At 52.6% G+C, this 22,816-nt stretch carries 19 protein-coding genes; 13 read left to right on the top strand and 6 right to left on the bottom strand.

Annotated features, from left to right (window positions below):
• Positions 1-272 precede the first annotated feature (272 nt).
• From yaaA to FD38_RS07690, 10 genes are all read left to right on the top strand, one after another.
• The gene (gene yaaA, locus FD38_RS07735; RefSeq protein ID WP_057732964.1) at positions 273-500 is read left to right on the top strand and encodes a S4 domain-containing protein YaaA; all 228 of its coding nucleotides are present in this window, start codon (positions 273-275) and stop codon (positions 498-500) included.
• Complete coding sequence (recF, locus tag FD38_RS07730) at positions 500-1,642, top strand: DNA replication/repair protein RecF (protein ID WP_057732963.1); 1,143 nt, start codon at positions 500-502, stop codon at positions 1,640-1,642. The genes yaaA and recF overlap by 1 nt, the downstream gene beginning before the upstream one ends.
• Positions 1,643-1,662: 20 nt before the next feature.
• Positions 1,663-3,609, top strand: a complete 1,947-nt coding sequence (gene gyrB / locus FD38_RS07725; protein WP_057732961.1) for a DNA topoisomerase (ATP-hydrolyzing) subunit B — start codon at positions 1,663-1,665, stop codon at positions 3,607-3,609.
• A gap of 70 nt (positions 3,610-3,679) precedes the next feature.
• Positions 3,680-6,220 carry a DNA gyrase subunit A gene (gyrA, locus tag FD38_RS07720; RefSeq protein WP_057732959.1) on the top strand — a complete coding sequence of 847 codons (2,541 nt, stop codon included), beginning with the start codon at positions 3,680-3,682 and terminating at the stop codon, positions 6,218-6,220.
• Between the two features lie 186 nt (positions 6,221-6,406).
• Positions 6,407-6,595, top strand: coding sequence for a hypothetical protein (locus FD38_RS07715; protein WP_057732957.1), 189 nt, complete (start codon positions 6,407-6,409; stop codon positions 6,593-6,595).
• 93 nt (positions 6,596-6,688) lie between these two features.
• The gene (locus FD38_RS07710; RefSeq protein WP_057732955.1) at positions 6,689-7,174 is read left to right on the top strand and encodes a hypothetical protein; all 486 of its coding nucleotides are present in this window, start codon (positions 6,689-6,691) and stop codon (positions 7,172-7,174) included.
• Positions 7,175-7,376: 202 nt separating this feature from the next.
• Positions 7,377-7,673: a 30S ribosomal protein S6 gene (gene rpsF, locus FD38_RS07705; RefSeq protein ID WP_057732953.1), complete on the top strand. Its 297-nt coding sequence runs from the start codon at positions 7,377-7,379 to the stop codon at positions 7,671-7,673.
• A 40-nt stretch (positions 7,674-7,713) separates the two neighbouring features.
• Positions 7,714-8,301: a single-stranded DNA-binding protein gene (gene ssb, locus FD38_RS07700; RefSeq protein WP_057732951.1), complete on the top strand. Its 588-nt coding sequence runs from the start codon at positions 7,714-7,716 to the stop codon at positions 8,299-8,301.
• A 29-nt stretch (positions 8,302-8,330) separates the two neighbouring features.
• Positions 8,331-8,567, top strand: a complete 237-nt coding sequence (gene rpsR, locus FD38_RS07695; protein ID WP_045807732.1) for a 30S ribosomal protein S18 — start codon at positions 8,331-8,333, stop codon at positions 8,565-8,567.
• 438 nt (positions 8,568-9,005) lie between these two features.
• On the top strand, positions 9,006-9,695 hold the full coding sequence (locus tag FD38_RS07690; RefSeq protein ID WP_057732949.1) for a YoaK family protein: 690 nt from the start codon (positions 9,006-9,008) through the stop codon (positions 9,693-9,695).
• A gap of 64 nt (positions 9,696-9,759) precedes the next feature.
• Here FD38_RS07690 and FD38_RS07685 read toward each other — a convergent pair whose 3' ends face one another.
• From FD38_RS07685 to FD38_RS07660, 6 genes are all read right to left on the bottom strand, one after another.
• Entirely contained in the window at positions 9,760-10,944 is a 1,185-nt protein-coding gene (locus FD38_RS07685) for a metal-dependent hydrolase family protein (RefSeq protein ID WP_057732947.1), read from the bottom strand.
• A 95-nt stretch (positions 10,945-11,039) separates the two neighbouring features.
• Positions 11,040-12,644, bottom strand: a complete 1,605-nt coding sequence (locus FD38_RS07680) for a peptide ABC transporter substrate-binding protein (protein WP_057732945.1) — start codon at positions 12,642-12,644, stop codon at positions 11,040-11,042.
• Between the two features lie 539 nt (positions 12,645-13,183).
• Positions 13,184-14,365, bottom strand: a complete 1,182-nt coding sequence (locus FD38_RS07675; protein ID WP_057732943.1) for a metal-dependent hydrolase family protein — start codon at positions 14,363-14,365, stop codon at positions 13,184-13,186.
• 80 nt (positions 14,366-14,445) lie between these two features.
• A complete protein-coding gene (locus FD38_RS07670) occupies positions 14,446-16,047 on the bottom strand; it encodes a peptide ABC transporter substrate-binding protein (protein WP_057732941.1) in 1,602 nt (533 codons plus the stop codon).
• A gap of 513 nt (positions 16,048-16,560) precedes the next feature.
• Entirely contained in the window at positions 16,561-17,205 is a 645-nt protein-coding gene (locus FD38_RS07665; RefSeq protein ID WP_057732939.1) for a nitroreductase, read from the bottom strand.
• 85 nt (positions 17,206-17,290) lie between these two features.
• Positions 17,291-18,052, bottom strand: coding sequence for a MerR family transcriptional regulator (locus FD38_RS07660; protein WP_057732937.1), 762 nt, complete (start codon positions 18,050-18,052; stop codon positions 17,291-17,293).
• Between the two features lie 253 nt (positions 18,053-18,305).
• On the opposite strand from FD38_RS07660, the gene FD38_RS07655 reads away from it, so the two are divergent.
• From FD38_RS07655 to dnaB, 3 genes are all read left to right on the top strand, one after another.
• Positions 18,306-20,321 carry a DHH family phosphoesterase gene (locus FD38_RS07655; protein ID WP_083485312.1) on the top strand — a complete coding sequence of 672 codons (2,016 nt, stop codon included), beginning with the start codon at positions 18,306-18,308 and terminating at the stop codon, positions 20,319-20,321.
• A 63-nt stretch (positions 20,322-20,384) separates the two neighbouring features.
• On the top strand, positions 20,385-20,843 hold the full coding sequence (gene rplI, locus FD38_RS07650; protein WP_057732935.1) for a 50S ribosomal protein L9: 459 nt from the start codon (positions 20,385-20,387) through the stop codon (positions 20,841-20,843).
• 382 nt (positions 20,844-21,225) lie between these two features.
• Positions 21,226-22,620, top strand: coding sequence for a replicative DNA helicase (gene dnaB / locus FD38_RS07645; RefSeq protein ID WP_057732933.1), 1,395 nt, complete (start codon positions 21,226-21,228; stop codon positions 22,618-22,620).
• The last annotated feature ends 196 nt before the right edge of the window (positions 22,621-22,816 follow it).

Below are 22,816 nucleotides of genomic sequence, written 5' to 3'. Positions count from 1 at the left end.
TGGCCGCTCAAAGTTTAACGATTTACATCGTGAAAAATCCCCAAATTGCGGGCGCAACTTTTTCACAAACGGTTTCACGCTGAAAATCGCCTAAAAATCGGCTTATTTTGGTCATATGGCGCTGTTTCGGTTTCTGAGCAGATTTACCCGCTTTTTGGCAAAAATATCAAAAATGCTAATAGCGGGCTTAAAACGCCGAAATCAGGCGGTGAATCTGTACTTTTTGCCCAAAAGCGGTATAATATAAGTAAAGAAAATGAAGGGGTGAAGTTGTGAAAAAAGCAATTTTCATTGAGACGCCCTACATCACACTAGGTCAGATGCTCAAGGAAGAATCCATTATCAGTACGGGTGGTCAAGCCAAGTGGTACTTGCGGGAAAACACCGTGATGGTGAACGACGAGCCGGATAACCGGCGCGGCCGGAAGCTGTACCCGGGCGATAGCATTGCCGTACCTGATGCCGGATTATTTTTTATACGCTCAAAGCAGGGTGAATAATGTATTTGCAAGAGTTGCAGCTCCAAAATTTTCGGAATTACGCGTCGGCGGATTTACAGCTGGGTCAGGGCATCAACGTCCTACTGGGGGAAAACGCCCAGGGCAAGACCAACCTCTTAGAGGCCATCTACGCCTTGGCCCTGACGCGCAGCCACCGCACGGCTAACGATCATGATCTGATTAACTGGCAGGCCAAGACGGCCCGGGTCAGTGGTCGGGTGGTCAAGGCTAGCGGCACGACGCCTTTGGAGCTGACTTTTTCGCGTCAAGGCAAACGCGCTAAAATCAATCACTTAGAACAGGCCCGCCTCTCCCAGTATGTGGGTCAGCTCAACGTGATTTTATTTGCGCCGGAAGACTTGGCGATCGTCAAGGGCGCCCCGACCGTGCGCCGGCGGTTCATGGACATGGAATTTGGCCAGATGAACCCGCGGTACCTGTACAACCTGAGTCAGTACCGGACGTTGCTCAAGCAACGCAACCAGTACCTAAAGGATTTACAGCACCACCGCCAACACGACCTGCTCCTGCTCGACGTGTTGACCGACCAACTCGCGGCGTACGGCGCCGACATTATTCATCAACGACTGGTCCTCTTGCACCGTTTGGAGCAGTGGGCCCAGTCGATTCACGCTGAGATCTCCCAGCACCGAGAAACCCTAACCTTTCACTACGCGACGCAGGTGGCCGAGTCAGCGTTAGGCGATCCCAAGACCATCTGTGATGCGCTAACGGCGCTCTATCAGAAGCAACGTGACAAGGAACTCTATCAAGGCACCACGCTGATTGGGCCGCACCGCGATGATTTGCGGTTTCAAGTCAACGACAAGAACGTGCAGACGTTCGGGTCGCAGGGCCAGCAACGGACCACGGCGTTGAGTGTCAAATTGGCAGAAATTGAGTTAATGAAGGCTGAGACCGGGGAATACCCGGTCCTATTACTGGATGACGTCCTGTCCGAACTGGACGATGCGCGGCAAACTCACCTGTTGACCGCCATTCAGGACAAAGTCCAAACGTTTATAACCACCACCAGCTTGAGCGGGATCACCCGTCAGTTGATCAAGGACCCGACGATTTTTCACGTCAGTGCCGGGTCCGTGGTGGCCGATGAGTCGAGCGGTTCAACGCCGGCTGAGTAGTCTGTAAGGAGGATTAGACTGTGGCTGAAAACGAAAATGAAACCAAGGAAGAACGTGCCCGTGAATATGATGCCAGCCAAATCCAGGTCCTAGAGGGTCTGGAAGCGGTCCGCAAGCGTCCCGGGATGTACATCGGGACCACGAGTTCCCAAGGACTTCACCATTTGGTCTGGGAAATTGTGGATAACGGGATCGATGAAGCCTTGGCGGGCTTTGCCGACGCCATTCACGTGACGGTCGAAAAAGACAACAGCATCACCGTGACCGATAACGGCCGGGGAATTCCGGTAGACATCCAGAAGAAGACGGGCAAACCCGCGCTGGAAACGGTCTTCACCATCCTGCACGCCGGCGGTAAGTTCGGCGGTGGCGGGTACAAGGTCTCCGGTGGACTGCACGGGGTCGGGGCTTCCGTCGTGAACGCCTTATCCACCGAATTAGACGTGCAAGTCATTCGGGGCGGTAAGCGGTACGCGATGGACTTTACTCGCGGCCACGTCAAAACGCCGATGCACATCACGGAAACCGGCTTACCGGAGGAAAAGCACGGCACCATCGTGCACTTCCTGCCGGATCCCGATATTTTCCGGGAAACCACGACCTACGACATTAAAACGCTGACCACGCGGATCCGCGAACTAGCCTTCTTAAACAAGGGCCTGCGCATCACGATCCGTGACGAACGGCCAGAAACACCGACGGAAGAAGATTTCCACTATGAAGGTGGGATTCGCCACTACGTCGACTATCTCAACGAAAATAAGACCACGTTATTTGAACCCCCAATTTACGTGGAAGGTCAGGAAAACGGCATCACCGTGGAAGTTGCCCTGCAATACACCGACGACTACCACAACAACCTCCTGACGTTTACCAACAACATTCACACCTACGAAGGGGGGACCCACGAGGAAGGCTTCAAGCGCGCTTTGACGCGGGTGGTGAACGATTACGCCCGGCAAAACAAGCTGATGAAGGATAACGAAGCCAACCTGACCGGGGATGACGTCCGTGAAGGCCTCACCGCCGTGGTCTCGGTCAAGCACCCGAACCCGCAGTTCGAAGGCCAGACCAAGACCAAGTTGGGGAACTCCGACGCCCGGACGGCCGTGGACCACACCTTTGCCGACCACTTCATGCGTTTTCTGATGGAACACCCCGACGTGGCCCGCAAAATTGTGGATAAAGGGACCTTAGCCTCCAAGGCCCGGGTCGCCGCTAAACGTGCCCGGGAAGTGACCCGGAAGAAGAGTGGGCTGGAAATCAGTAACCTGCCCGGAAAATTGGCGGACAACACCTCCAAGGACCCGGAAATTTCGGAACTCTTCATCGTCGAAGGGGACTCCGCCGGTGGGTCGGCCAAGCAAGGTCGCTCCCGGTTGACGCAAGCTATTCTCCCAATTCGGGGGAAGATTTTGAACGTGGAAAAGGCCTCGATGGACCGGATCCTCGCCAACGAAGAAATTCGCTCGCTGTTCACGGCCATGGGGACCGGCTTCGGGGACGACTTTGACGTCGCCAAGGCCAACTACCACAAGTTAATCATCATGACCGATGCCGATGTCGACGGTGCCCACATTCGGACCCTGTTGTTAACGTTGATCTACCGTTACATGCGGCCGTTACTGGACGCGGGCTTCGTCTACATTGCCCAGCCGCCCCTGTACCGGATTCGGCAAGGGAAGTACCAACGCTACATTGATTCCGAAGAGGAACTCAAGGAAGTCTTGGGACAACTTTCCCCATCACCGAAGCCGCAGATTCAACGGTACAAAGGGTTAGGTGAAATGGACGCGGAACAATTGTGGGAAACCACGATGAATCCGGACAACCGGCGACTCTTACGGGTGGACGCTAACGACGCCATCAACGCCGATCAAGTCTTCAGCATGCTGATGGGGGACAAAGTTGCGCCCCGGCGTGAATTTATTGAAGACAACGCCACCTTCGCCGACCTGGACGTTTAACCGGCACACGAAGGACCGTCGAGCTTAGTTCGGCGGTTGGCACACGGAAGTAGGAACGGAGGATAAAAATTTGGCTGATCAAGATTTGACCCATACGCGAATTACCGACGTGGACCTGTCGCAAACCATGCGCAGTTCCTTCTTGGATTACGCGATGAGTGTCATTGTGGCCCGGGCCCTTCCCGACGTTCGGGACGGACTCAAGCCGGTGCACCGGCGGATCCTGTACGATATGCACGAACTGGGGATTACGCCCGACAAACCCTTCCGGAAATCGGCCCGGGTGGTCGGTGACGTTTTAGGGAAGTATCACCCCCACGGGGATACCGCGGTTTACGAATCCATGGTGCGGATGGCCCAAGATTTCTCGTACCGCTACATGTTAGTGGACGGTCACGGGAACTTCGGCTCCGTCGATGGGGACGGGGCCGCCGCCATGCGGTATACCGAAGCGCGGTTGAGTAAAATCGCGCTGGAAATGCTGCGCGACATCAACAAAGATACGATCGATTATCAAGATAACTACGATGGCAGTGAACGCGAACCGGTGGTCTTACCGTCCCGGTTCCCGAACCTCTTAGTCAACGGGGCGTCCGGGATCGCCGTGGGGATGGCCACCAACATTCCGCCGCACAACTTGACGGAAGTAATCAGTGCGCTGCACATCCTGATGAAGAACCCCGATGCCACGCTGGCCGACTTAATGGAAGCCTTACCGGGTCCTGATTTCCCAACCGGGGGAATCGTGATGGGCAAGGCCGCTATTCGCCGGGCTTACGAGACCGGGAAGGGCACCATTACCTTACGGGCTAAGGTCGACATCGAAGAAGAAAAGAACGGTAAGCAACGCATCGTGGCGACCGAAATTCCGTACATGGTCAACAAGGCCAAGTTGATCGAACGGATCGCCGAACTGGCCCGTGATAAGCGGATCGAAGGCATCACCGATGTCAACGATGAATCCGACCGGACCGGGATGCGCATCGTGGTCGACGTCCGCCGGGATGCCAGCGCCGAAGTTATTTTGAACAACCTGTACAAGATGACCCTGATGCAGACGTCCTTTGGGATCAACATGCTGGCCATCGTGGATGGCGCGCCGAAGGTCTTGGGCCTGAAGTCCATCCTGCAACACTACCTGGACTTCCAGCTGCAAGTCATCCAACGGCGGACGGCCTTTGACCTGAAGAAGGCCGAAGCCCGCGCCCACATCCTGGAAGGGTTGCGGATCGCGCTGGACCACATCGACGAGATCATTACGATCATTCGTCAATCCCAGACGGCCGAACTCGCCAAGAACGAATTGATTACCCGCTTCAGCCTGTCCGACAAACAATCGCAAGCCATTTTGGACATGCGGTTGGTGCGTCTGACCGGTTTGGAACGCGAAAAGGTCGAAAAGGAATACAAGGACTTACAAGCGGCCATTACCGATTACAAGGCCATCTTGGCGTCGCGTGAACGGCAACAGGAGATCATCTACCAAGAACTGCTGGACATCCAAAACAAGTTTGGCGACAAGCGTCGGACCGAATTGATGGTCGGCGAAGTCTTGAGCTTGGAAGACGAAGACCTGATCGCCGAAGAAGACGTCGTGGTGTCTTTGACCCACAACGGCTACATCAAGCGGTTGCCTACGACCGAATTTAAGGCCCAAAACCGGGGCGGCAAAGGGGTTCAAGGCATGGGTGTGCACGAAGACGACTTTATCGAACACTTAGTCGCCACATCGACGCACGACATGCTCCTGTTCTTCACCAACACCGGGAAGGTCTACCGGATGAAGGGGTACGAAATCCCTGAATACGGGCGTTCGGCCAAGGGAATTCCGGTCATCAACCTGTTGGGCATCAACACCGATGAGCACGTTCAAGCGGTCATCAACGTGGCCAATCCGGGCCAAAACGCCGATAGTGATCTGTTCTTCACTACGGTGCACGGGACGGTCAAGCGTACGCCGGTGGACGAATTCGCCAACATCCGAAGTAACGGCCTGAAGGCGTTAAACCTCAAGGACGGCGACGAACTCATGAACGTGGCCATCATCAAGGATGACGCCAACATGATCATCGGGACGCACCTGGGTTACGCGGTTAGTTTCGCGGCGGCCGACGTGCGGTCGATGGGCCGTTCGGCAACCGGGGTTCGCGGGATTCGTCTGCGCGACCACGATTACGTGATTGGCGCCAGTGTCCTGAAACCCACGGATCACGTCTTTGTGATTTCCGAAAAGGGTTACGGGAAGCAGACTGCCGCCACCGAATACCCCATCAAGGGTCGGGGCGGTAAAGGAATCAAGACGGTGAACGTTAGTGCCAAGAACGGCCCGTTAGCCGGACTAACCACGGTTGCTGGTGACGAAGACATCATGTTGATCACCAACAAAGGGGTCATGATTCGCTTTAGCGTTGCCGACGTTTCCGAAACGGGTCGGGCGACCTTAGGGGTCCACCTGATTCGCTTGAACGATGACGCGAAGGTCGCCACCATGGCCAAGGTCGCTAAGGAAGACCAAGACCAAGATGCTCCGGCCGAGGCTGAGTCAGCGGCACCCGCCACTGATGCCACCGCAACGCCAGCGCCAAGCGACGATTCTACGACTGAAAATTAAAGTTAATTGGTTACAATGAGCGTTGCCCCGCGGGGGGTGACGCTTTTTTGATGGTCGCGGGTTAAAATTGGAAGCCGAGCCGTCCAAAATTGCGTGGCCCGACCGGTGAGGGTGGCCTTTTTCCGGTCGGGTCAGTAGACTACGGGCAACGAGTGAAAAATACGGCAGTCATCAGGAAAGTGAGCGATGAAATTGACGAATTTAACGTTGACCACCAAGCGGCGATTAGTCGTGCTGATTGTGACCAGCGCCTTGGTGGGGTTGGGTCACGTGGTGGCCGTTCCCGCCGCCGTGAGCGGCGTTCCTTCGGCCGGGACCGTAACGCGTCTGGCAGTTCAAGAAGGGCTTCCGGCACAATCTTTTGCGTTGTTATAACCAATTAAATATTTATCTGATTATGTAAAGGCTTTCCCCGCTTGCACTGCCGGTAGTCGCTGGCTACACTGAGGCCATTAGGAGGCGAGGCGTATGACGCCGGCAGAGATTCAACGGTGGGCGGTGGCCGCGTTAGGTAGTGCGGCCGTCTTGGATGCCCAGACCCGGGGCGCAGAAATCGATTTAGCCTTACACATTACCCGGGTGGCCCAATTTTGCGTGTTCTTCGATCAATTAGGACGGTGGCAGCAACGATTTACCACCAATGATTTGGTAAACGAGCAGGGGGAGATCTTATCCTTTCAGGTCCACGTGGATTGTCGGCCCTTGCCACCAGTGATCCCCAATCTGCGGGTCACGGAGATCAAGACGGCCCTGCAGTTTTTACTGGGGAGTCACGCCCAGATGGATATCTCGTGGCGGACCTTCGAGGGCGTGGTGACCTGGACGCCGCAACACCTGCAAGATTTGAGTGCGTTGGTCAATTTCTTGGGCAGCGTCCAGGTGGCCTACCAGTTGGTTGCCACGGCGAGTCAACGGGTCCAACTCCGCCTCGATTTGAACGATTTTCAACGTTAATTTCTGGTTGGCCAAAAAATCCGGCTAAGCGTGCGGAGTTAACGGTGTATCGTCAGTCACGCCCAGTCGGTCGGCCCCGATTTGCGTTGCAATTATTTTTATGCTATACTACTAGCTTGTGAGTATCTGGCTTACGCTAGTGACTCTCCTTGCTTCCGCACAAGAGGCGGGGGCCTGAAGTCCATAAGGAGGTGTACGATTCATGGAAACTACGAAATACGAAATTACCTACATCATTCGTCCAGATCTTGACGACGCTGCTAAGACTGCTTTGGTAGAACGTTTTGACAAGATCGTTACGGATAACGGTGCAGAAATCATCAGTTCGAAAGACTGGTCAAAGCGTCGTTTTGCTTACGAAATCGGTGGTTACAACGAAGGTATCTACCACGTTATCACGTTGAACGCTAACGATGACGAAGCTTTGAACGAATTCGACCGTTTATCCAAGATCAATGGCGATATCTTACGTCATATGATCGTTAAGCGCGAAGACTAATTCTAACTTTAACTTTTAATTTGAGAGGAGTTATTCAGCAATGATCAACCGAGTAGTACTTACTGGCCGACTGACACGGGACGTTGACTTACGATACACCCAAGGCGGTGCTGCTGTTGCCACTTTTACGTTGGCCGTTGATCGGCGGTTCACCAACCAGCAAGGTGAGCGGGAAGCTGATTTCGTTAGTTGTGTGATTTGGCGCAAGTCCGCGGAGAATTTTGCCCAATACATGCATAAAGGGTCCTTGGTCGGCATCGAAGGCCGTATCCAAACCCGGAACTACGAAAACCAGCAGGGCCAACGGGTCTACGTGACCGAAGTGGTCGTCGAAAACTTTTCCTTCTTGGAACCTCGTTCGAGCAATCGTAACGCGGCGCCTCAAGGTGGGAACAATTACGGCGCTCCTGTGAATAACGCACCTCAGAATAATCAGACTCAGAATAACAATCCGTTTACCAGCGGCGCCAACAATGGCCCGCAGGCGAACAACCACTCGAACCCCGCCTCAAGTGCGCCGGCCGGGAACAACCAGAACACTAACGGCAACAATGGTAGCAATGCCAACGATCCGTTTGCGAATACTGGGGACTCGATTGATATTTCCGACGATGATTTACCGTTCTAAAAACTCACTAAACGAGGAGGGAATTATCCATGGCAGGACAACGTCGTGGCGGCCGTCGCCGTCGTAAGGTTGACTTCATCGCAGCCAACCACATCGAATACATTGATTACAAAGACACTGACTTATTACGTCGATTCATTTCCGAACGGGGCAAGATTTTACCTCGCCGGGTTACTGGTACGAGTGCCAAGAACCAACGTAAGTTAACTATTGCTATCAAGCGTTCACGGATCATGGGCTTAATGCCATTCGTCAGCGAAGACTAGTAATACCAAACGACGCCTTTTATCGGGCGTCGTTTTTTTATCCCCAAAATTCACGAGTTATGCACAGAAAACGGTGGATAACTACCAGATTTAGGGGATAACTCGGGTAAAACTACCAAATCTAGTGGCGATGAGTTTAAATATGCAGACTAATGTGGGGCAGTCTAAGCTGCTAATCGTTTGTCTGATAAATGGTACATTTTAAAGTTAGTTTAGTGAAATAACTGCATGCAATCATACAATCCTGACTTTCCACTATATTCCGCGAATTATCCACATTTGTGGACAATTCTGTGCATAACTTTGAGGCGGTAATTCGCGCGTTAACAAGTCATTAAAACCGCTATTGAAGAGATAGTTCGGGGGCCAGCGCGGGACCTTGCGTTTGGCCGCCAAGTTTCCTATGCTGGAGATATCAGACAACTGGGAGGCTTCGCCGTGGAACGGTATCAGAACGCACAACTTTTTCAGCTTCGCGAGATTGGCTTGGGTCTGACCTTTATTGGCGGTTTCATCGACGCTTACACCTTCGTGCAACGTGGTGGGGTGTTGGCCGCGGGGCAGACCGGGAACCTGATCTTTCTGAGCGTCGACGTGGCCCAGCGAAATTTACCGGGAGTGTTGACCAAGCTGGCCACCGTCTTGGCCTTTATGCTGGGGGTGATGGCGGTCCGCGTCTGGGAATACCATATCCGCCCCCGGTCCCACTACTGGCGCTTGTTGAGCCTGGCGGCGGAACTGGTCGTGTGTGGCGTCGTGGGGGCCTTACCGGCTAGTGTGCCCAATTATATGGTGACGCCCCCGTTGGCGCTGGTGATGGCCATGCAGACCACGGCCTTTGGCAGCATCGCCGGTCACGGGTATAATAACGTGTTTTCGACCGGCAACCTCAAGAAGGCGACCAGTGCGCTCGCCGCGTATAGCATGAGTAGTGACCCGACTCAACTGGTGACCAGCAAGGTCTATTTCGAATTGGTGGCGGCCTTTACGGGTGGTGCCATTGTGTCGGCGCTCCTGCAGACGCTGTGGGGCCCGCGGACGATTTGGGGCGCGGTCGGCGTGATTGGCCTGGTCGGTGGGTACTACGGGTGGTTATTGTTCCGTCGTGCCCGTGCCGCGCAAAAATAGTTGAATTAAGCCAAAAAAGCCCGACCAGTTACCGGAGTTTCCAGTAGCTGGTCGGGTTTAGTGGTTAGAATTCGCGGTGGCCGCCGAGGTAGACTTGTTTATCGGCCTGGACCACGTTAGCGGTATCGGCTAAGGGGTCGTTTTTTAAGACCTGGAAATCGGCAAACTTGCCGACCTCTAGGGTGCCGTAGTCGTCCGCCACCCCTAGCAGTTGGGCGGAATTGAGGCTGGAGCATTGGTAGGCTTGGGCGGGAGTCATGCCTAACTTGGTGAGGAGACCAAATTCTTCGGGCGTTTTATCGAACCCGTTATAAGGTGTTCCGGCGTCAGTGCCGCAGGTGAATTTAACGCCTAACTTAAAGGCACGACGCATATTGACGTAGGTGTCATCTAACGCGTCAGCAGCCTTCTTAACTTCCCAGTCAGGTAATTCACCCTTACCAAATTCAGGGATCACCCATTCAGCGATTAACGTAGGGGTGAGGTAGGTTCCTTGTTGAACCATTTGATGGGCTTCTTGTTCGTTAACGTAGAAGCCGTGTTCGATGGAGTCCACACCGGCATCTAAGGCATTTTGGATACCAGGATTTCCTTCGGCGTGGGCGGCCACGACCCGGCGCTTATGGTGGGCTTCTTCAACGGCGACATGCATTTCAGCGACTGAAAGTTGAGCATCCTCCATGAAATCGTTAGGCGTCATCACGCCCCCCGTTGCCATAACCTTGATACTTTCAGCGCCGTTCTTAAAGGCGGTTCGTACTGCCTTCCGCATCTCGTCAGGCGAATCAACAGCGTGACCGCCGTGAGGGGAATCACCGTGGCCCCCAGTCATTGAAAAGGCCTTGCCAGAAGTTAACATGTGGGGCGTATGGGGCAGTTGGCCGGATTTTTGTAACTTTTTCAGTTTAACATCGACATCGTAATCGTTACCACATCCCCGAACGTAGGTGACCCCTGACTTGAGTAAAGATTGAAGGTTGGTCCACGCAAAGACAGCTGTTTCGGATTCGGAATCGTCGCTACCATTTAAAGCTAATGGGTTAGCAGAAACGTGCGTATGAACGTTAAAGAATCCCGGCATCACGTATTGGCCGTTTAAGTCGACTTGTTCATCAGTGGCTTCGGGAGTACCGTGGCCACGGTTAACTAAGCGACCAGTTTCGGTATCAACAGTGAACCAAGCGTCAGCGTCGTTTTGATCATTAGTACCATCGAATAAGGTAAAGTTAAAGAAAGTTTTTTTAGTCATTAAAGGTTCCTCCTAAATAATAAAGCGAATTAAGTGATCAATTTATAGGAAAGATTGGGGACGAAGATTCACCTCGATGTCCCCGGAAACTATGCTTATTTCCAGTAAGCGTATTTATACTGAGCTTCATGCAATAGGGAGTAGGATAGACCGCCAACGTCCTTAGAGACTAATTTTGCTTCGGATGGTTGGTAAACGGGAATATAGCCCTTAACGGCCATTAAGCGTTGGTCGGCAGCCATTAATCCGTTGTAGCGCGCTAGGCCACTCTTTTGATTGGCTGAGTCTAGGAGTTGGTTGAACTGTTCGTCGTCCCAACCAGTGAAGTTTACGGTGTTGGTTTTAGCGGCGAGGCTTAAGAAGTCAGAAGCGTCTAACCAACTGGTGGACCAACCGGTAAGGTTTAATTCAAAGGTTCCCGCGAAGTCCCGTGCGACGTGTTGCGCATGGGGGATAGACGTGATGTTGACGGTCAGACCCTTAAAGTTTTTCTGCATGACGGATTGTAGATAGGTGCCCACGTGCTTATCGTCGTCAGTATCATCGGTTAATAGATTCAAAGTGACCTTACTTTTGCCGGTTTCCTTAAGATATTTCTGCCAATAAGCTTTCGCCTTAGTGACGTCAGTTGGGAGTAAGTTGCCGACTTGAGCGGCCATATCCTGCCCAGTTTTAGGATTCGCTTGGTCCCCCCGAGGAACGGCGCTTAAGGCGGGTTTAGAGCCGTCTTGAAGTACCTTGGTCGTTAATGTGGAACGATTCATGACGTAGGAAATGGCTTGGCGTAAGTTTTCGGAACTGGTTTTGGTTTTTTTGCTATTCACGTATAAGTACTGGAGTCGTCCTAATAAATGGGTGTGTAGCTGTGAATCGTTAGCGTTGGCTCGGACGTATTCGCCACTGACGGTGGTCTCTTGAATCTTGCCACTCTTGAAGAGATTAGCGGCTGTTGTTTCGTCTTTGGTGACGCTGACCTTGACGTGTTTGATTTTAACGTTGTCAGCATTCCAGTAATGTGGGTTCTTGACGTAAGTCCAAGAAGAATTGCTACCAGTCCAACCGACTAACTTATAGGCGCCGTTGCTGACGGTTTTGGCAGCGCTGGTGCCATATTTTTGTCCGTATTTCTTGACGGCAGCAGTGTTGAGAGGATAGTAGCCAGCAACTAAATCGTCAAAATAGGGAACTGCTTTGGAAAGCTGAAATTGTAATTTAGTCTTGCTTAATGCTTTAACGCCTAATTTACTGGCAGGAAGTTTTCCCTTTTGAATAGCATCATAATTCTGAAAGGCGCTTAAGAGACTGGCATATTGGGCTTTAGTTTTTGGGTCCACCCAACGGCGAAGAGAGGTGACAAAATCCTGAGCCGTGACGGCTTGCCCATTGGCCCACTTAGCATTTTTCTTCAGGGTAAAAGTGTACGTTTTTCCCTGATTAGTAGGTTTGACCATTTTAGTGGCAACGCCTGCGACGACCTTGCCTTGCTTATTGTAGGTGTAGAGGCCTTCCATCGTTTGTGAAATGACGCTCCCGCTATTGGTGTCAGTAGATTTGTTGGGATCGGCCGTGGCCGGTTCGCTTGCCAGCGTCACGCTCAAAGTTTTATCTTGTGATTTAGTTTGGCCGGATGCCTGGCCGCAGCCGCTTAACGCGACCAGGGCCAGTAAAGCGGCGGTGGTTAACCAAGTTTTATGAGTCATTGAAAAGCCTCCTAGCACAATTGATCTAAGGTTTGAGAACAAAAAAAGCACCCTCATGGAAAAAAACATCTTCCATAAGGGTGCAGTTCGCACGGTACCACCTTAATTTTCGCGACAAAAATGTCGCCTTTAGCATGAACGGCAAGGGGCCTAGACGCCGACGCTAAACTAGGCTTTTAGCGCTAGCGACCCTCGCGATTCACTGCACGGATAACGGGATGCTTCCCGGTTGAACACTTACTTGAATTCGGTGGACGGCTCCGAAGGGATGTTCATGTTGGGGTGGCTGACCCGCTTGCACTAGACCGGGTTCGCTAACAGTCGTGACCAACACTACTGAACTTCATCATCACTTTTTAATGTTCTAATCAATTGTTAATAATTGCTAGTTTAGCACCGATTTTTGGATTGTCAACGCGAAATTGAAAACTATTGTCGGTATTTTGGGCGATAAAATCAAGAAGTGGTTCGACCAAAAAGCGCGCCAGCGACCGTTTTTCGAGGGGAAGGAGGTCGCTGACGCGTAGGAGAAAATTTAGTTAAAATTCACGGTGGCCGCCAACGTAGACTTGCTTGTCAGCTTGAACGACGGCGTGGACGTCGGCGACGGGATCGGCTTTTAGGACCTGGAAGTCGGCGAACTTCCCCACTTCAAGGGTACCGTAGTCGTCAGCAACGCCTAAGAGTTTGGCGGAGTTGATGCTCGAACACTGGTAGGCCTGAGCGGGCGTCATCCCAATTTTGGTCAGCATTTCGAATTCCTCTGGTGTTTTATCGAATCCGTTAAAGGGCGTCCCGGCATCGGTGCCACAAGTAAATTTAACGCCAATCTGGAAGGCACGGGAAAGGTTGACATAAGTATCGTCAAGGGCGTCTTCAGCCTTTTTGATTTCCCAAGCAGGGAGCACCCCGATGCCATCCTTAGCGGCCGCCCATTCAGCGATTAACGTTGGCGTGAGGTAAGTTCCCTGGGCCACCATTTGATGGGCTTCTTGTTCGTTGACGTAAAAACCGTGTTCGATGGAGTCAACACCGGCGTCGATGGCGTTTTGAATGCCGGGATTGCCTTCGGCGTGGGCCGCAACGATGCGCCGCTTGTGGTGGGCTTCCTCCACGGCCACGTGCATTTCAGCCACGGAAAGCTGCGGGTCCTCCATGAAGTCGTTGGGGGTCATCACGCCCCCGGTCGCCATGACCTTGATGCTTTCGGCGCCGTTCTTAAATGCCGTCCGAACGGCTTTACGCATCTCATCTGGGGAATCGACAGCGTGACCACCATGAGGTGAATCGCCGTGACCGCCCGTCATAGAGAAGGCTTTTCCGGAAGTCATCATGTGTGGGGTGTGTGGCAACTTACCGTCTTGTTGCATTCGTTTGAGGGCGATATCCACGTCATATTCGGTACCGCATTGACGAATGTAGGTAACGCCGGATTGGAGTAATTGATGCAGGTTTTGTGTAGCGAAGACCGCTGATTCGGCTTCGGTGTGACCGTACGAGCCATCGGGAGTGTCGGGGCCCGCAGTGATGTGGGTATGGACGTTGAAGAAACCGGGCATCACGTATTGTCCGTGAAAGTCGACTTGTTGGTCAGCACTGGTGGGAGTTCCAGTCCCCCGAGCAGTGATGCGACCAGTGTGGTCGTCAACCGTGAACCAAGCATTTTCCGTATTGTGATCGGTGGTGCCATCAAAGAAATTGCAGTTGTAAAAAGTCGTCATAAGACATTCCTCCAGTTTTTAAGTTAAGGGGTGGGGTGCGTGGAACGGATTGGTCACTTCCTCAAATGGGGTTAGACGCATTATTTCCAATAGGCGTATTGATAGTGTGCTTCGTTCAACAATGAGTAAGTCAAACCGCCAACCTTGTCACTGACCAGTTTGGCTTCAGACGGTTGATAGACGGGAACGTAGCCCTTTACACTCATCAGGTACTTATCAGCAGCAATTAAGCCGTTGTAGCGTGCGATACCAGTTTGCGCGTTGGCACTTTGCAGAAGCTGGTTGTACTGGGTATCGTTCCAATTAGTGAAGTTCACGGAGTTGCCTTTGGCGGCCAGTTCCAGATAATCGTCGGCATCCAGCCAGCTGGTAGACCAACCAATCAAGTTAATATCGAACTTCTCGGCGAAGTCGCGGGCCACGTGTTGAGCGTGTGGCAGAGCGGTGATATTAACGGTCAACCCTTTGAAATTCTTTTCCATCACGGATTGGATGTAGGTCCCCACGTGTTTATCGTCGTCGCTGTCGTCGGTCAGGATGTTCAAAGTGACTTTGGACTTACCGGTTTCCTTCAAATATTTTTGCCAGTAAGCCTTAGCTTTGGTTACGTCGTGAGGTAACAGGTTTCCCACTTCTTTAGTCATATCTTCGCCGGTCTGCGGGTTCTTCTGGTCACCGTAAGGAATAGCACTGGTGGCCGCCTTTGATCCGTCGCCCAAAACATGGTTGACCAACTGGTTGCGGTCGATCACGTAAGAAACGGCTTGACGCAGATTTTCGGAGCTTGTCTTTGCTTGTTTACTGTTGAAGACCAAGAGACTCATACGTCCCAGCAAGTGAGTCTTCAATTGCTTTTCGTTGCCATTAGACCGGACGTATTGGCCACTAACGGTCGTTTCTTGAATTTTACCGGATTTAAACAAGTTGGCCGCTGTCGTCTCATCTTTGGTGACGGAGACTTTTACGTTATTGATTTTGACGTTTTGGGCGTTCCAGTAATGGGTATTTTTAACGTAGTGCCAGCTGGAGTTACTGCCGGTCCAACCAACCAGTTTATATGGCCCGTCACTCATGGTCTTAGCGGCGCTGGTCCCGTATTGGGCACCGTACTTCTTTACTGTCGCGGTATTCAGCGGGTAATAGTCACTGGCCACCAAACTATTGAAGTACGGGACAGCCTTGGTCAGTTGAATCTGGAGTTTAGTCTTACTCAGGGCTTTGATGCCTAATTTTGAAGGGGCCATCTTGCCGTGCTGAACGGCATCGTAGTTTTTGAAGGCCGATAGAAGACTGGCATATTGGGCCTTAGTTTTAGGATTAGCCATTCGTTGGAGGGAAGTGACGAAATCTTGTGCCGTGACCTGTTGGCCATTAGCCCATTTGGCGTTTTTCTTAAGCGTAAACGTGTAAGTCTTTCCGTGATTAGTCGGTTTAACGATTTTAGTCGCGACACCGGGAATAATCTTGTTGGATTTGCTATAGGTGTAGAGACCTTCCATCGTCTGAGAAATGACGCTACCACTATTGGTATCAGTAGATTTATTCGGATCAGCCGTCGCCGGTTCATCGGCTAAGGTGACGTTCAGCGTCTTGTTTTGGGTCTGGCCGTTGGCTTGGCCGCAGGCGCTTAAGGTGACCGCCATCAGAATGGCGGCGGGAATCATAAATAGTGAACGATGCATGGGCAAGGACCTCCTAGGTGTATGGCAATCGATGCGGTGGCAAACGACAAAAAGCGCCCTTACGGAAAATGTTTCTCCGTAAGGGCGCAAGTTTTTGCACGGTACCACCTTAGTTGGTTCTCAACATGAACGGCGGCTCCTAGAGGCAATTTCTCACAGGCTAGGTCCTGTGGGGGCCACACCGCGATTCAAGTGCAGGGATAACGGCTGCGGCCGGTCGGGCTTACTAGAATTCAGCTGACAGTTCGGAAGGGAGTTCACGTGATGTTGGGGTTCCCGCTCACACTAAACCGGGATCGCTTAACGCCCAAGGCCACGTTACTAGTCTTCTTCATAACTTTTTAATTTTCTCATCGATTGTTAATGATTGCTAGTTTAGCGAGGCGACTGAAAAATGTCAACCGTTTTTTGGAAAACTAATTTCCGACTGAACGGGTAATCCCGGCTGGCCGTAAGTCAAACGAGTTTAAAAAATTCCGCAACAATCAGCAGATCGTTGCGGAAAAATTGCGTTTATTGACGGACTTGTAAGACGTTGTCGAGTGGAGCCCGTTTAGGTCGTAATTGGTTCAGCCGGTTGTCCTGAGGATACCCCAGTGCGATGCCCATGAAGAGGGCTTCGTCGGTGGGGATGTCGAATTCTTGGCGAATTTCGGCGGGGTACCGGACCAGTTCGTAGGCCGGCACGCCACTGACCCCGTGGGCTTCGGCGGCCAGTAAGATGCCGTAACCGAAGGCCCCAACGTCGTAAGCCGAATAGGCCGAAGCATCTCGCGGCAGGGTCAAATACACGATAGCCGGCGCATTGAAGAGGTGCTTTTGGCCGCTAACGAAGCGGGTCTGGTCTTCATCAGAAAAGAACGCCAACATGTTGGCCCGCCAAGCATCCAGATTGGCTTGCGGGGTGGCCGCCCAGGTCTTGGGGGGCACGACCTCGGTCCAACTCTTGGTACCCTGACTGGCCAATTCGAAATGGTGCTGGCGAATCCGCTGCACCACGTCACCCAAAGCCAGGTAAGCCTTCCAGGGTTGGGTATTCTCCCACGACGGCGCGGCTTGGGCGGTGTAGAGGATGGCTTTTAACGTCTCCAAGTCCACGGGGCGGTCGCTAAAGTCCCGGGCGGAATGCCGGTTGGTCAAAAGATTTTGGTCACTCATCAGCTAACTTCCTTTCAGCAGGTCATAGTCGTTGTATTCCCATTCTATCGTGCTGAACGCAGAAAACAAGCCGGGCGCTTCCGTGCTAGGCGGTGAAGTGCTCGATGATGGCGGCCAAAGTCACGCCGGCGTTGGGCTGGCCGGTCTTGCGGGCGTAGTAGGCCTGGAAACGCGGATCGGCGCGGTAGAGTTGGGCCAAGCCCCGGTGCTGCGCGGCCGTGTAATTGTTCCACGTGAAACATAGCCAGTCTTTGTGCGCCGTAAAAATCCGTTGGGCGGTCGGCCCGGTGGTGTCCTGGGTCTGGGCCACCTGGGTTAAATCGGTGAGCAAGTGCTGTTCAATCGCCTGCATGGCCTGGTAATCGGCGGCACTCAGGTGGGCGAACTTTTGCTGACTGGCGGTGACGGCGGCCTGGCCGTAACGTTGCCGGGCTTCGGCACCGTATTGCTGGTCGTTAGTGGTGAGGGCTTGCTGCTTAAACGCGGCAAATTTTTCTGAATCGGTCATTTGGGGACCTCCTTGATGGGCCGCTAACGTGCGGTCCAGTTGTTGGAGCAACTTAGTCAGGCGCGTCTGTTCGGTTCGCAAAGCCTCCCGCTGACGCCGCAACGCCGCGTCTTGGTCCGCTAAGGGCTGGGTCAATAGTTCCTGGATTTCGGCTAGGGTAAAGCCAAAGGTCTGCCAGTACCGGATGCGTTGGAGTTGATCGACCTGCGCCGCGGAGTACTCGCGGTAACCGTTTTGGGGATTACGCTGCGCCGGTAACAGGCCAATCTGGTCGTAATACCGCAGGGTTCGTGGGCTGAGTCCCGCCAGCTTGGCGAGGGCTTGAATCGAATAGGACATTGAAATCACCTTCCTGAGTGGCTTAAGTTCTAGTCTAAGGGTTGCCGTGACGTCAAGGTCAAGGCGGAAGACGGCTAAATTTAAAGTTCAGCGCAACCGCGTCAGACCGGGATTTGAGCGAGAATCAAATTTTGTGAACGGCGGGGGTTGTGATAAAATGAAAGTATTCTTTAGTGCGGTCAGGCTCACCACTTTTTGACCGGGTGATACCGCCGCGGATAGACTTTTTGTACGAATCAGATGAGGAGTAAGTATGCACAAACTATTTTCGCGAGCTAACGTCCCCGAGTTCTTACAGAACCGGCGGCTCCGGGGGATCGCAAGCATGACGGCTGGTCTGGCCATTCTTGGGATAGTCCTGTCGTTCCTACTTAATTGGATCTTCGGTATCGTTATTTTAGTCTTAGTCGGCATTGGAATGCTTATCGTCTTCAGCACCATGGCGGAAATCGGTGCCGACACCGCTCAGTACATCTCTGACCTCTCCTACCGGATTCAGCAGGGGGAGCAGGAGTCGTTGATTCGCATGCCGCCGGGTGTCATGATCCTGGGAACCAGCAACCAAGTCGAATGGCTCAACCCCTACCTACAACGGTACTTTGACGACCAAAACGTGTTAGGCCGGTCGTTGAATACGGTGGATGCTGAGCTAGCCAAATTGGTGGCGACCACCAAACCGGAAACGTTGACCACGGTCAAGTGGCGCGACTACCGGTTTTCGATGTACGTTCAACCCGATTTTCACGCCGTGTACCTCTACGACATCACGCACTACCAGCTGATTCAGGAGCAGTACGACGACGAGAAAATCGCCATTGGCCAGATCTTCTTGGATAACTATGATGAAATTACCCAATCAATGACCGACCAAGACATTTCGAACCTCCGTAATTATGTGACCAACGAATTATCATCGTGGGTTCAACAGTTCGATATGTATTTGAAGCAACTCGACGACGACCACTACTTCATTTTAGCCTATGCCAAGTCGCTAGCGGCGATTGAAGCCGATAAGTTCAAGATTTTGGACACCATTCGGGAGAGTACGTCGAAGCAAAACTTCCCCTTAACGTTAAGTATCGGGATTGCCTACGGGGACCCGAACCTAAACAAGCTAGCCGACCAAGCCCAGAGCAATCTGGACCTGGCGCTGGGCCGGGGCGGGGACCAGGTCGTGGTCAAGGCCGCCGACCAGGAAGCCCGCTACTATGGTGGGAAGACCAACCCGATGGAGAAGCGGACGCGGGTCAGAGCCCGGATGATTTCGCAAGCCCTACAAGAGCTGATGAACGAGTCCGACCAGATTTTCGTCCAGGGACACACCCAACCGGATATGGATTCGCTGGGGGCCTGCCTGGGGATTCGCCGGATCGCCAAGATGAACAACAAGACCTGTTGGATTGTCCTGGACCAGGAAATGGTCCACTCCGACGTTCAACGGTTATTGGATGACTTGAAGGGTTACCCCGACATCGCGGCGGCCATCATTTCGCCGGAAAAGGCGCTGGAAAAGGCCACCGACCAAAGCATGTTGATCATGGTCGACCACTCCAAGCCGTCGATTACGATTGCCCCGGACCTGTATCACCGGATGGAAAACCGCGTGATGATCCTCGACCATCACCGGCGGGGCGAAGAATTCCCCGAAAATCCGTTACTGGTCTACATCGAGCCGTATGCTAGTTCGACCTGTGAACTGATCACCGAAATGTTCGAATATCAGTCTCAAGAAGGCGAACCCATCAACAAGGTGGAAGCTACGGCGATGCTCACTGGGATCTTCGTCGATACCAAGCACTTCTCGTTACGGACCGGGACGCGAACCTTCGATGCCGCCAGTTACCTGCGTTCTGCGGGGGCCGACGCCATTGAGATGCAGCAATATATGAAGGAAAACGTCGACAGTTACCTCCAACGCAACCACCTGATTGAGTTGGTCGAGTTCGTCAACGAAGACATGGCCCTAGTGGCCGGCGAAGAGGATCAGACCTACGATCCGGTCACCGCCGCGCAGGCCGCCGACGACCTGTTGAACATGTCGGGCGTCGACGCGTCGTTTGTGATGACCCGTAGAGACGACGGCCGGGTCGGCATTTCCGCCCGGTCGCTAGGCCGAATCAACGTGCAACTGACCATGGAAGCCATGGGCGGCGGGGGACACCTGTCCAACGCGGCGACCCAGATTGCCGACAAGTCCGTGGCCGAGGTCAAACAACAATTACTAGATATTCTGAACCATGCCGATGAACCGGAAACCGCTGATAAGTAGTTAATTGCGTTAACCGGGGATTCGGCGTAGGATAAAATTATGAACTATTGAGGAGTGACCGACGTGAAAGTGATTTTTACCAAGGACGTCCGCGGAAAAGGTAAACGCGGTGAAATTAAGAACGTGCCTGACGGGTACGCGCAAAACTTTTTGATCAAGCGGGGCCTTGCTAAGGAAGCCAACCAATCCGCGATGAGTCAACTCAGCGCCGAACGGAAGGCCGAAGAACGGCGCGAAGCCGAAGCCTTAGCCGAAGCCAACAAGCTGAAGACCCACTTGGAAGATGACAAGACGGTGGTCGAAATCCTCGCCAAGGCCGGCGATGACGGTCGGTTGTTCGGGTCCATCCCCAGCAAGCAAATCGTCCAAGCCCTAGACAAGCAATTCAACCTGAAGCTGGACAAGCACAAGGTGGAGTTGCCGGAACCAATCCGCTCGTTAGGTTACACCAACGTGCCGGTTAAATTACACGCCGACGTGACCGCCAAGATTCGGGTTCACGTGGCTCAAAAGCAAAAATAAGTTAAACGGGCGGTTTCATTAAGCCCTTGATATAAAACCGGTCCCCCAAGATCTTTGGATTTTGGGGGACCGGTTTTTGCCCCCATGACTCGGTGTAATTCTAACCAAAGTTCCCACTTGGCACGGATCTTGAGTGGGGCGTTTCATGGTGGGCAGGTCATCGGTCTTTTCGTGCTCCCACGCATGTGTTAAGATTGATTTCTGATAGACAACAGCAGTTGTAAAAAATATCAAAGTTAAGTTGAAAAAATTCGAGACAAAGGATTTTAATTAACCTGGATGGGCTAGTTTATTCGACGAGTGGTTAAAGCTCGTTGAATTGTAGCGGGGGTTAAGAGAGGTATTCGCCAAGTTTTAGTTAAGGAGTTAGTGAGGATTAAGAATGGACAATAGTGCACTAACAGACCACACACCACCACAGAACCTCGAAGCCGAAAAGGCCGTCTTAGGGGCGATCTTTTTGAGTACCGACGCGTTGGTGGATGCGTTGGAATACCTAAGCCCGGAGGATTTTTATCGCCGGGAACATCAAATTATTTTTCAAGCCATGATGGACTTAAACGACCGCGATGAAGCCATCGACGTCGTGACCATCACGGATTTATTGACCGCCAAGAACCAATTAGATGACGTGGGCGGCGTGACCTACATTGCCGAACTGGCCGGTTCCGTGCCGACCGCGGCCAACGCCACCTACTACGCTAAAATCGTGCAAAATAAGGCGGTCTTACGGCGGTTGATCCAGACCGCGACCAACATCGTCACCCAGGGGTATCAACAAGACGGCGACGTGACCGAGATTTTGGACAACGCTGAAAAAGACATCATGAACGTCGCCGAGATGCGGAGCCAATCCGGCTTTAAGCAGATTCGCGAAGTCCTGAGTCAGACCTTCGAGGACATCAACGAATTGGCCGAAAAGGGAGACGCGATTACCGGGCTTTCCACCGGGTACGCCGAACTGGATAAGATGACCACCGGGCTACACGACGATGAGTTGATGATCCTCGCCGCACGGCCGGCCGTCGGAAAGACCGCCTTTGCGCTGAACATCGCGCAAAACGTGGGGACCCGGACCGATAAGACCGTCGCTATTTTTAGTCTGGAAATGAGTGCCGAATCGTTGGTCAACCGGATGTTGTGTGCGGAAGGCTCCATCGACGCCAACCATTTGCGGACCGGGCAATTGACCGAAGACGAGTGGAACAACCTGGTGATGGCCATGGGTAGTCTGTCCAAGGCCAGCATCTACATCGATGACACGGCCGGGAACAAGATTACCGAAATTCGGGCTAAGTGTCGGCGGTTAGCCAAGGAAAAGCAAAACCTAGGCTTGATTGTGATTGATTACCTGCAACTGATTGAAGGAACCAATCACGAAAGTCGGCAACAAGAAGTGTCCGATATTTCACGGCAACTCAAGAAGTTAGCCAAAGAATTGCACGTGCCCGTCATCGCGCTTTCGCAGTTGTCACGGGGCGTGGAACAGCGGCAAGATAAGCGACCGGTGTTGTCCGATATTCGGGAATCCGGGTCGATCGAACAAGATGCCGACATCGTGTCGTTCCTGTACCGGGACGATTATTACGAACGTGAAGGCGGCGATGAGGACAATAACGACAGCGATCCCCGCGAAGAGGGTAACGAAGACGTGGGGGAAGTCGAAGTCATTATCGAAAAGAACCGGTCGGGTCCGCGGGGCACGGTCAAATTGCTTTTCGTCAAGTCCTTCAATAAATTCTCATCCGTGGCCTACGTGCCAGACGGACAGGGATAAGCTCAAGCAGGTGAGTCGGCGTCAAGCCGGGGCTCACCTGCTTTTATTTAGCGGAATAATTCATCCGGATAAGTGTAAACTGACCCAAAATCTGAGATTTTATCAGCAAATTTGCTAAAATTCATACGGATGTGCTAGAAAGTTCACACTTTCGTCATATTTACCAGCTAATATATACAACATAGAAGTTAACCAA

The organism is Levilactobacillus zymae DSM 19395 (assembly GCF_001434115.1).
Lineage (GTDB): Bacteria > Bacillota > Bacilli > Lactobacillales > Lactobacillaceae > Levilactobacillus > Levilactobacillus zymae.
Note: the sequence above shows the minus strand (reverse complement) of the source record. Positions and strands in the feature narration are given on the sequence as shown.

What these genes read in the sequence shown, in the direction of transcription:
- FD38_RS07715 (WP_057732957.1), top strand. Translation starts at nt 6,407, where the DNA reads ATGAAATTGACGAATTTAACGTTGACCACCAAGCGGCGATTAGTCGTG.
- FD38_RS07655 (WP_083485312.1), top strand. Translation starts at nt 18,306, where the DNA reads ATGCACAAACTATTTTCGCGAGCTAACGTCCCCGAGTTCTTACAGAAC.
- recF (WP_057732963.1), top strand. Translation starts at nt 500, where the DNA reads ATGTATTTGCAAGAGTTGCAGCTCCAAAATTTTCGGAATTACGCGTCG.
- dnaB (WP_057732933.1), top strand. Translation starts at nt 21,226, where the DNA reads ATGGACAATAGTGCACTAACAGACCACACACCACCACAGAACCTCGAA.
- FD38_RS07660 (WP_057732937.1), bottom strand. Translation starts at nt 18,052, where the DNA reads ATGTCCTATTCGATTCAAGCCCTCGCCAAGCTGGCGGGACTCAGCCCA.
- FD38_RS07680 (WP_057732945.1), bottom strand. Translation starts at nt 12,644, where the DNA reads ATGACTCATAAAACTTGGTTAACCACCGCCGCTTTACTGGCCCTGGTC.
- rpsR (WP_045807732.1), top strand. Translation starts at nt 8,331, where the DNA reads ATGGCAGGACAACGTCGTGGCGGCCGTCGCCGTCGTAAGGTTGACTTC.
- FD38_RS07675 (WP_057732943.1), bottom strand. Translation starts at nt 14,365, where the DNA reads ATGACGACTTTTTACAACTGCAATTTCTTTGATGGCACCACCGATCAC.
- FD38_RS07710 (WP_057732955.1), top strand. Translation starts at nt 6,689, where the DNA reads ATGACGCCGGCAGAGATTCAACGGTGGGCGGTGGCCGCGTTAGGTAGT.
- FD38_RS07670 (WP_057732941.1), bottom strand. Translation starts at nt 16,047, where the DNA reads ATGCATCGTTCACTATTTATGATTCCCGCCGCCATTCTGATGGCGGTC.
- FD38_RS07665 (WP_057732939.1), bottom strand. Translation starts at nt 17,205, where the DNA reads ATGAGTGACCAAAATCTTTTGACCAACCGGCATTCCGCCCGGGACTTT.
- FD38_RS07685 (WP_057732947.1), bottom strand. Translation starts at nt 10,944, where the DNA reads ATGACTAAAAAAACTTTCTTTAACTTTACCTTATTCGATGGTACTAAT.
- rpsF (WP_057732953.1), top strand. Translation starts at nt 7,377, where the DNA reads ATGGAAACTACGAAATACGAAATTACCTACATCATTCGTCCAGATCTT.
- ssb (WP_057732951.1), top strand. Translation starts at nt 7,714, where the DNA reads ATGATCAACCGAGTAGTACTTACTGGCCGACTGACACGGGACGTTGAC.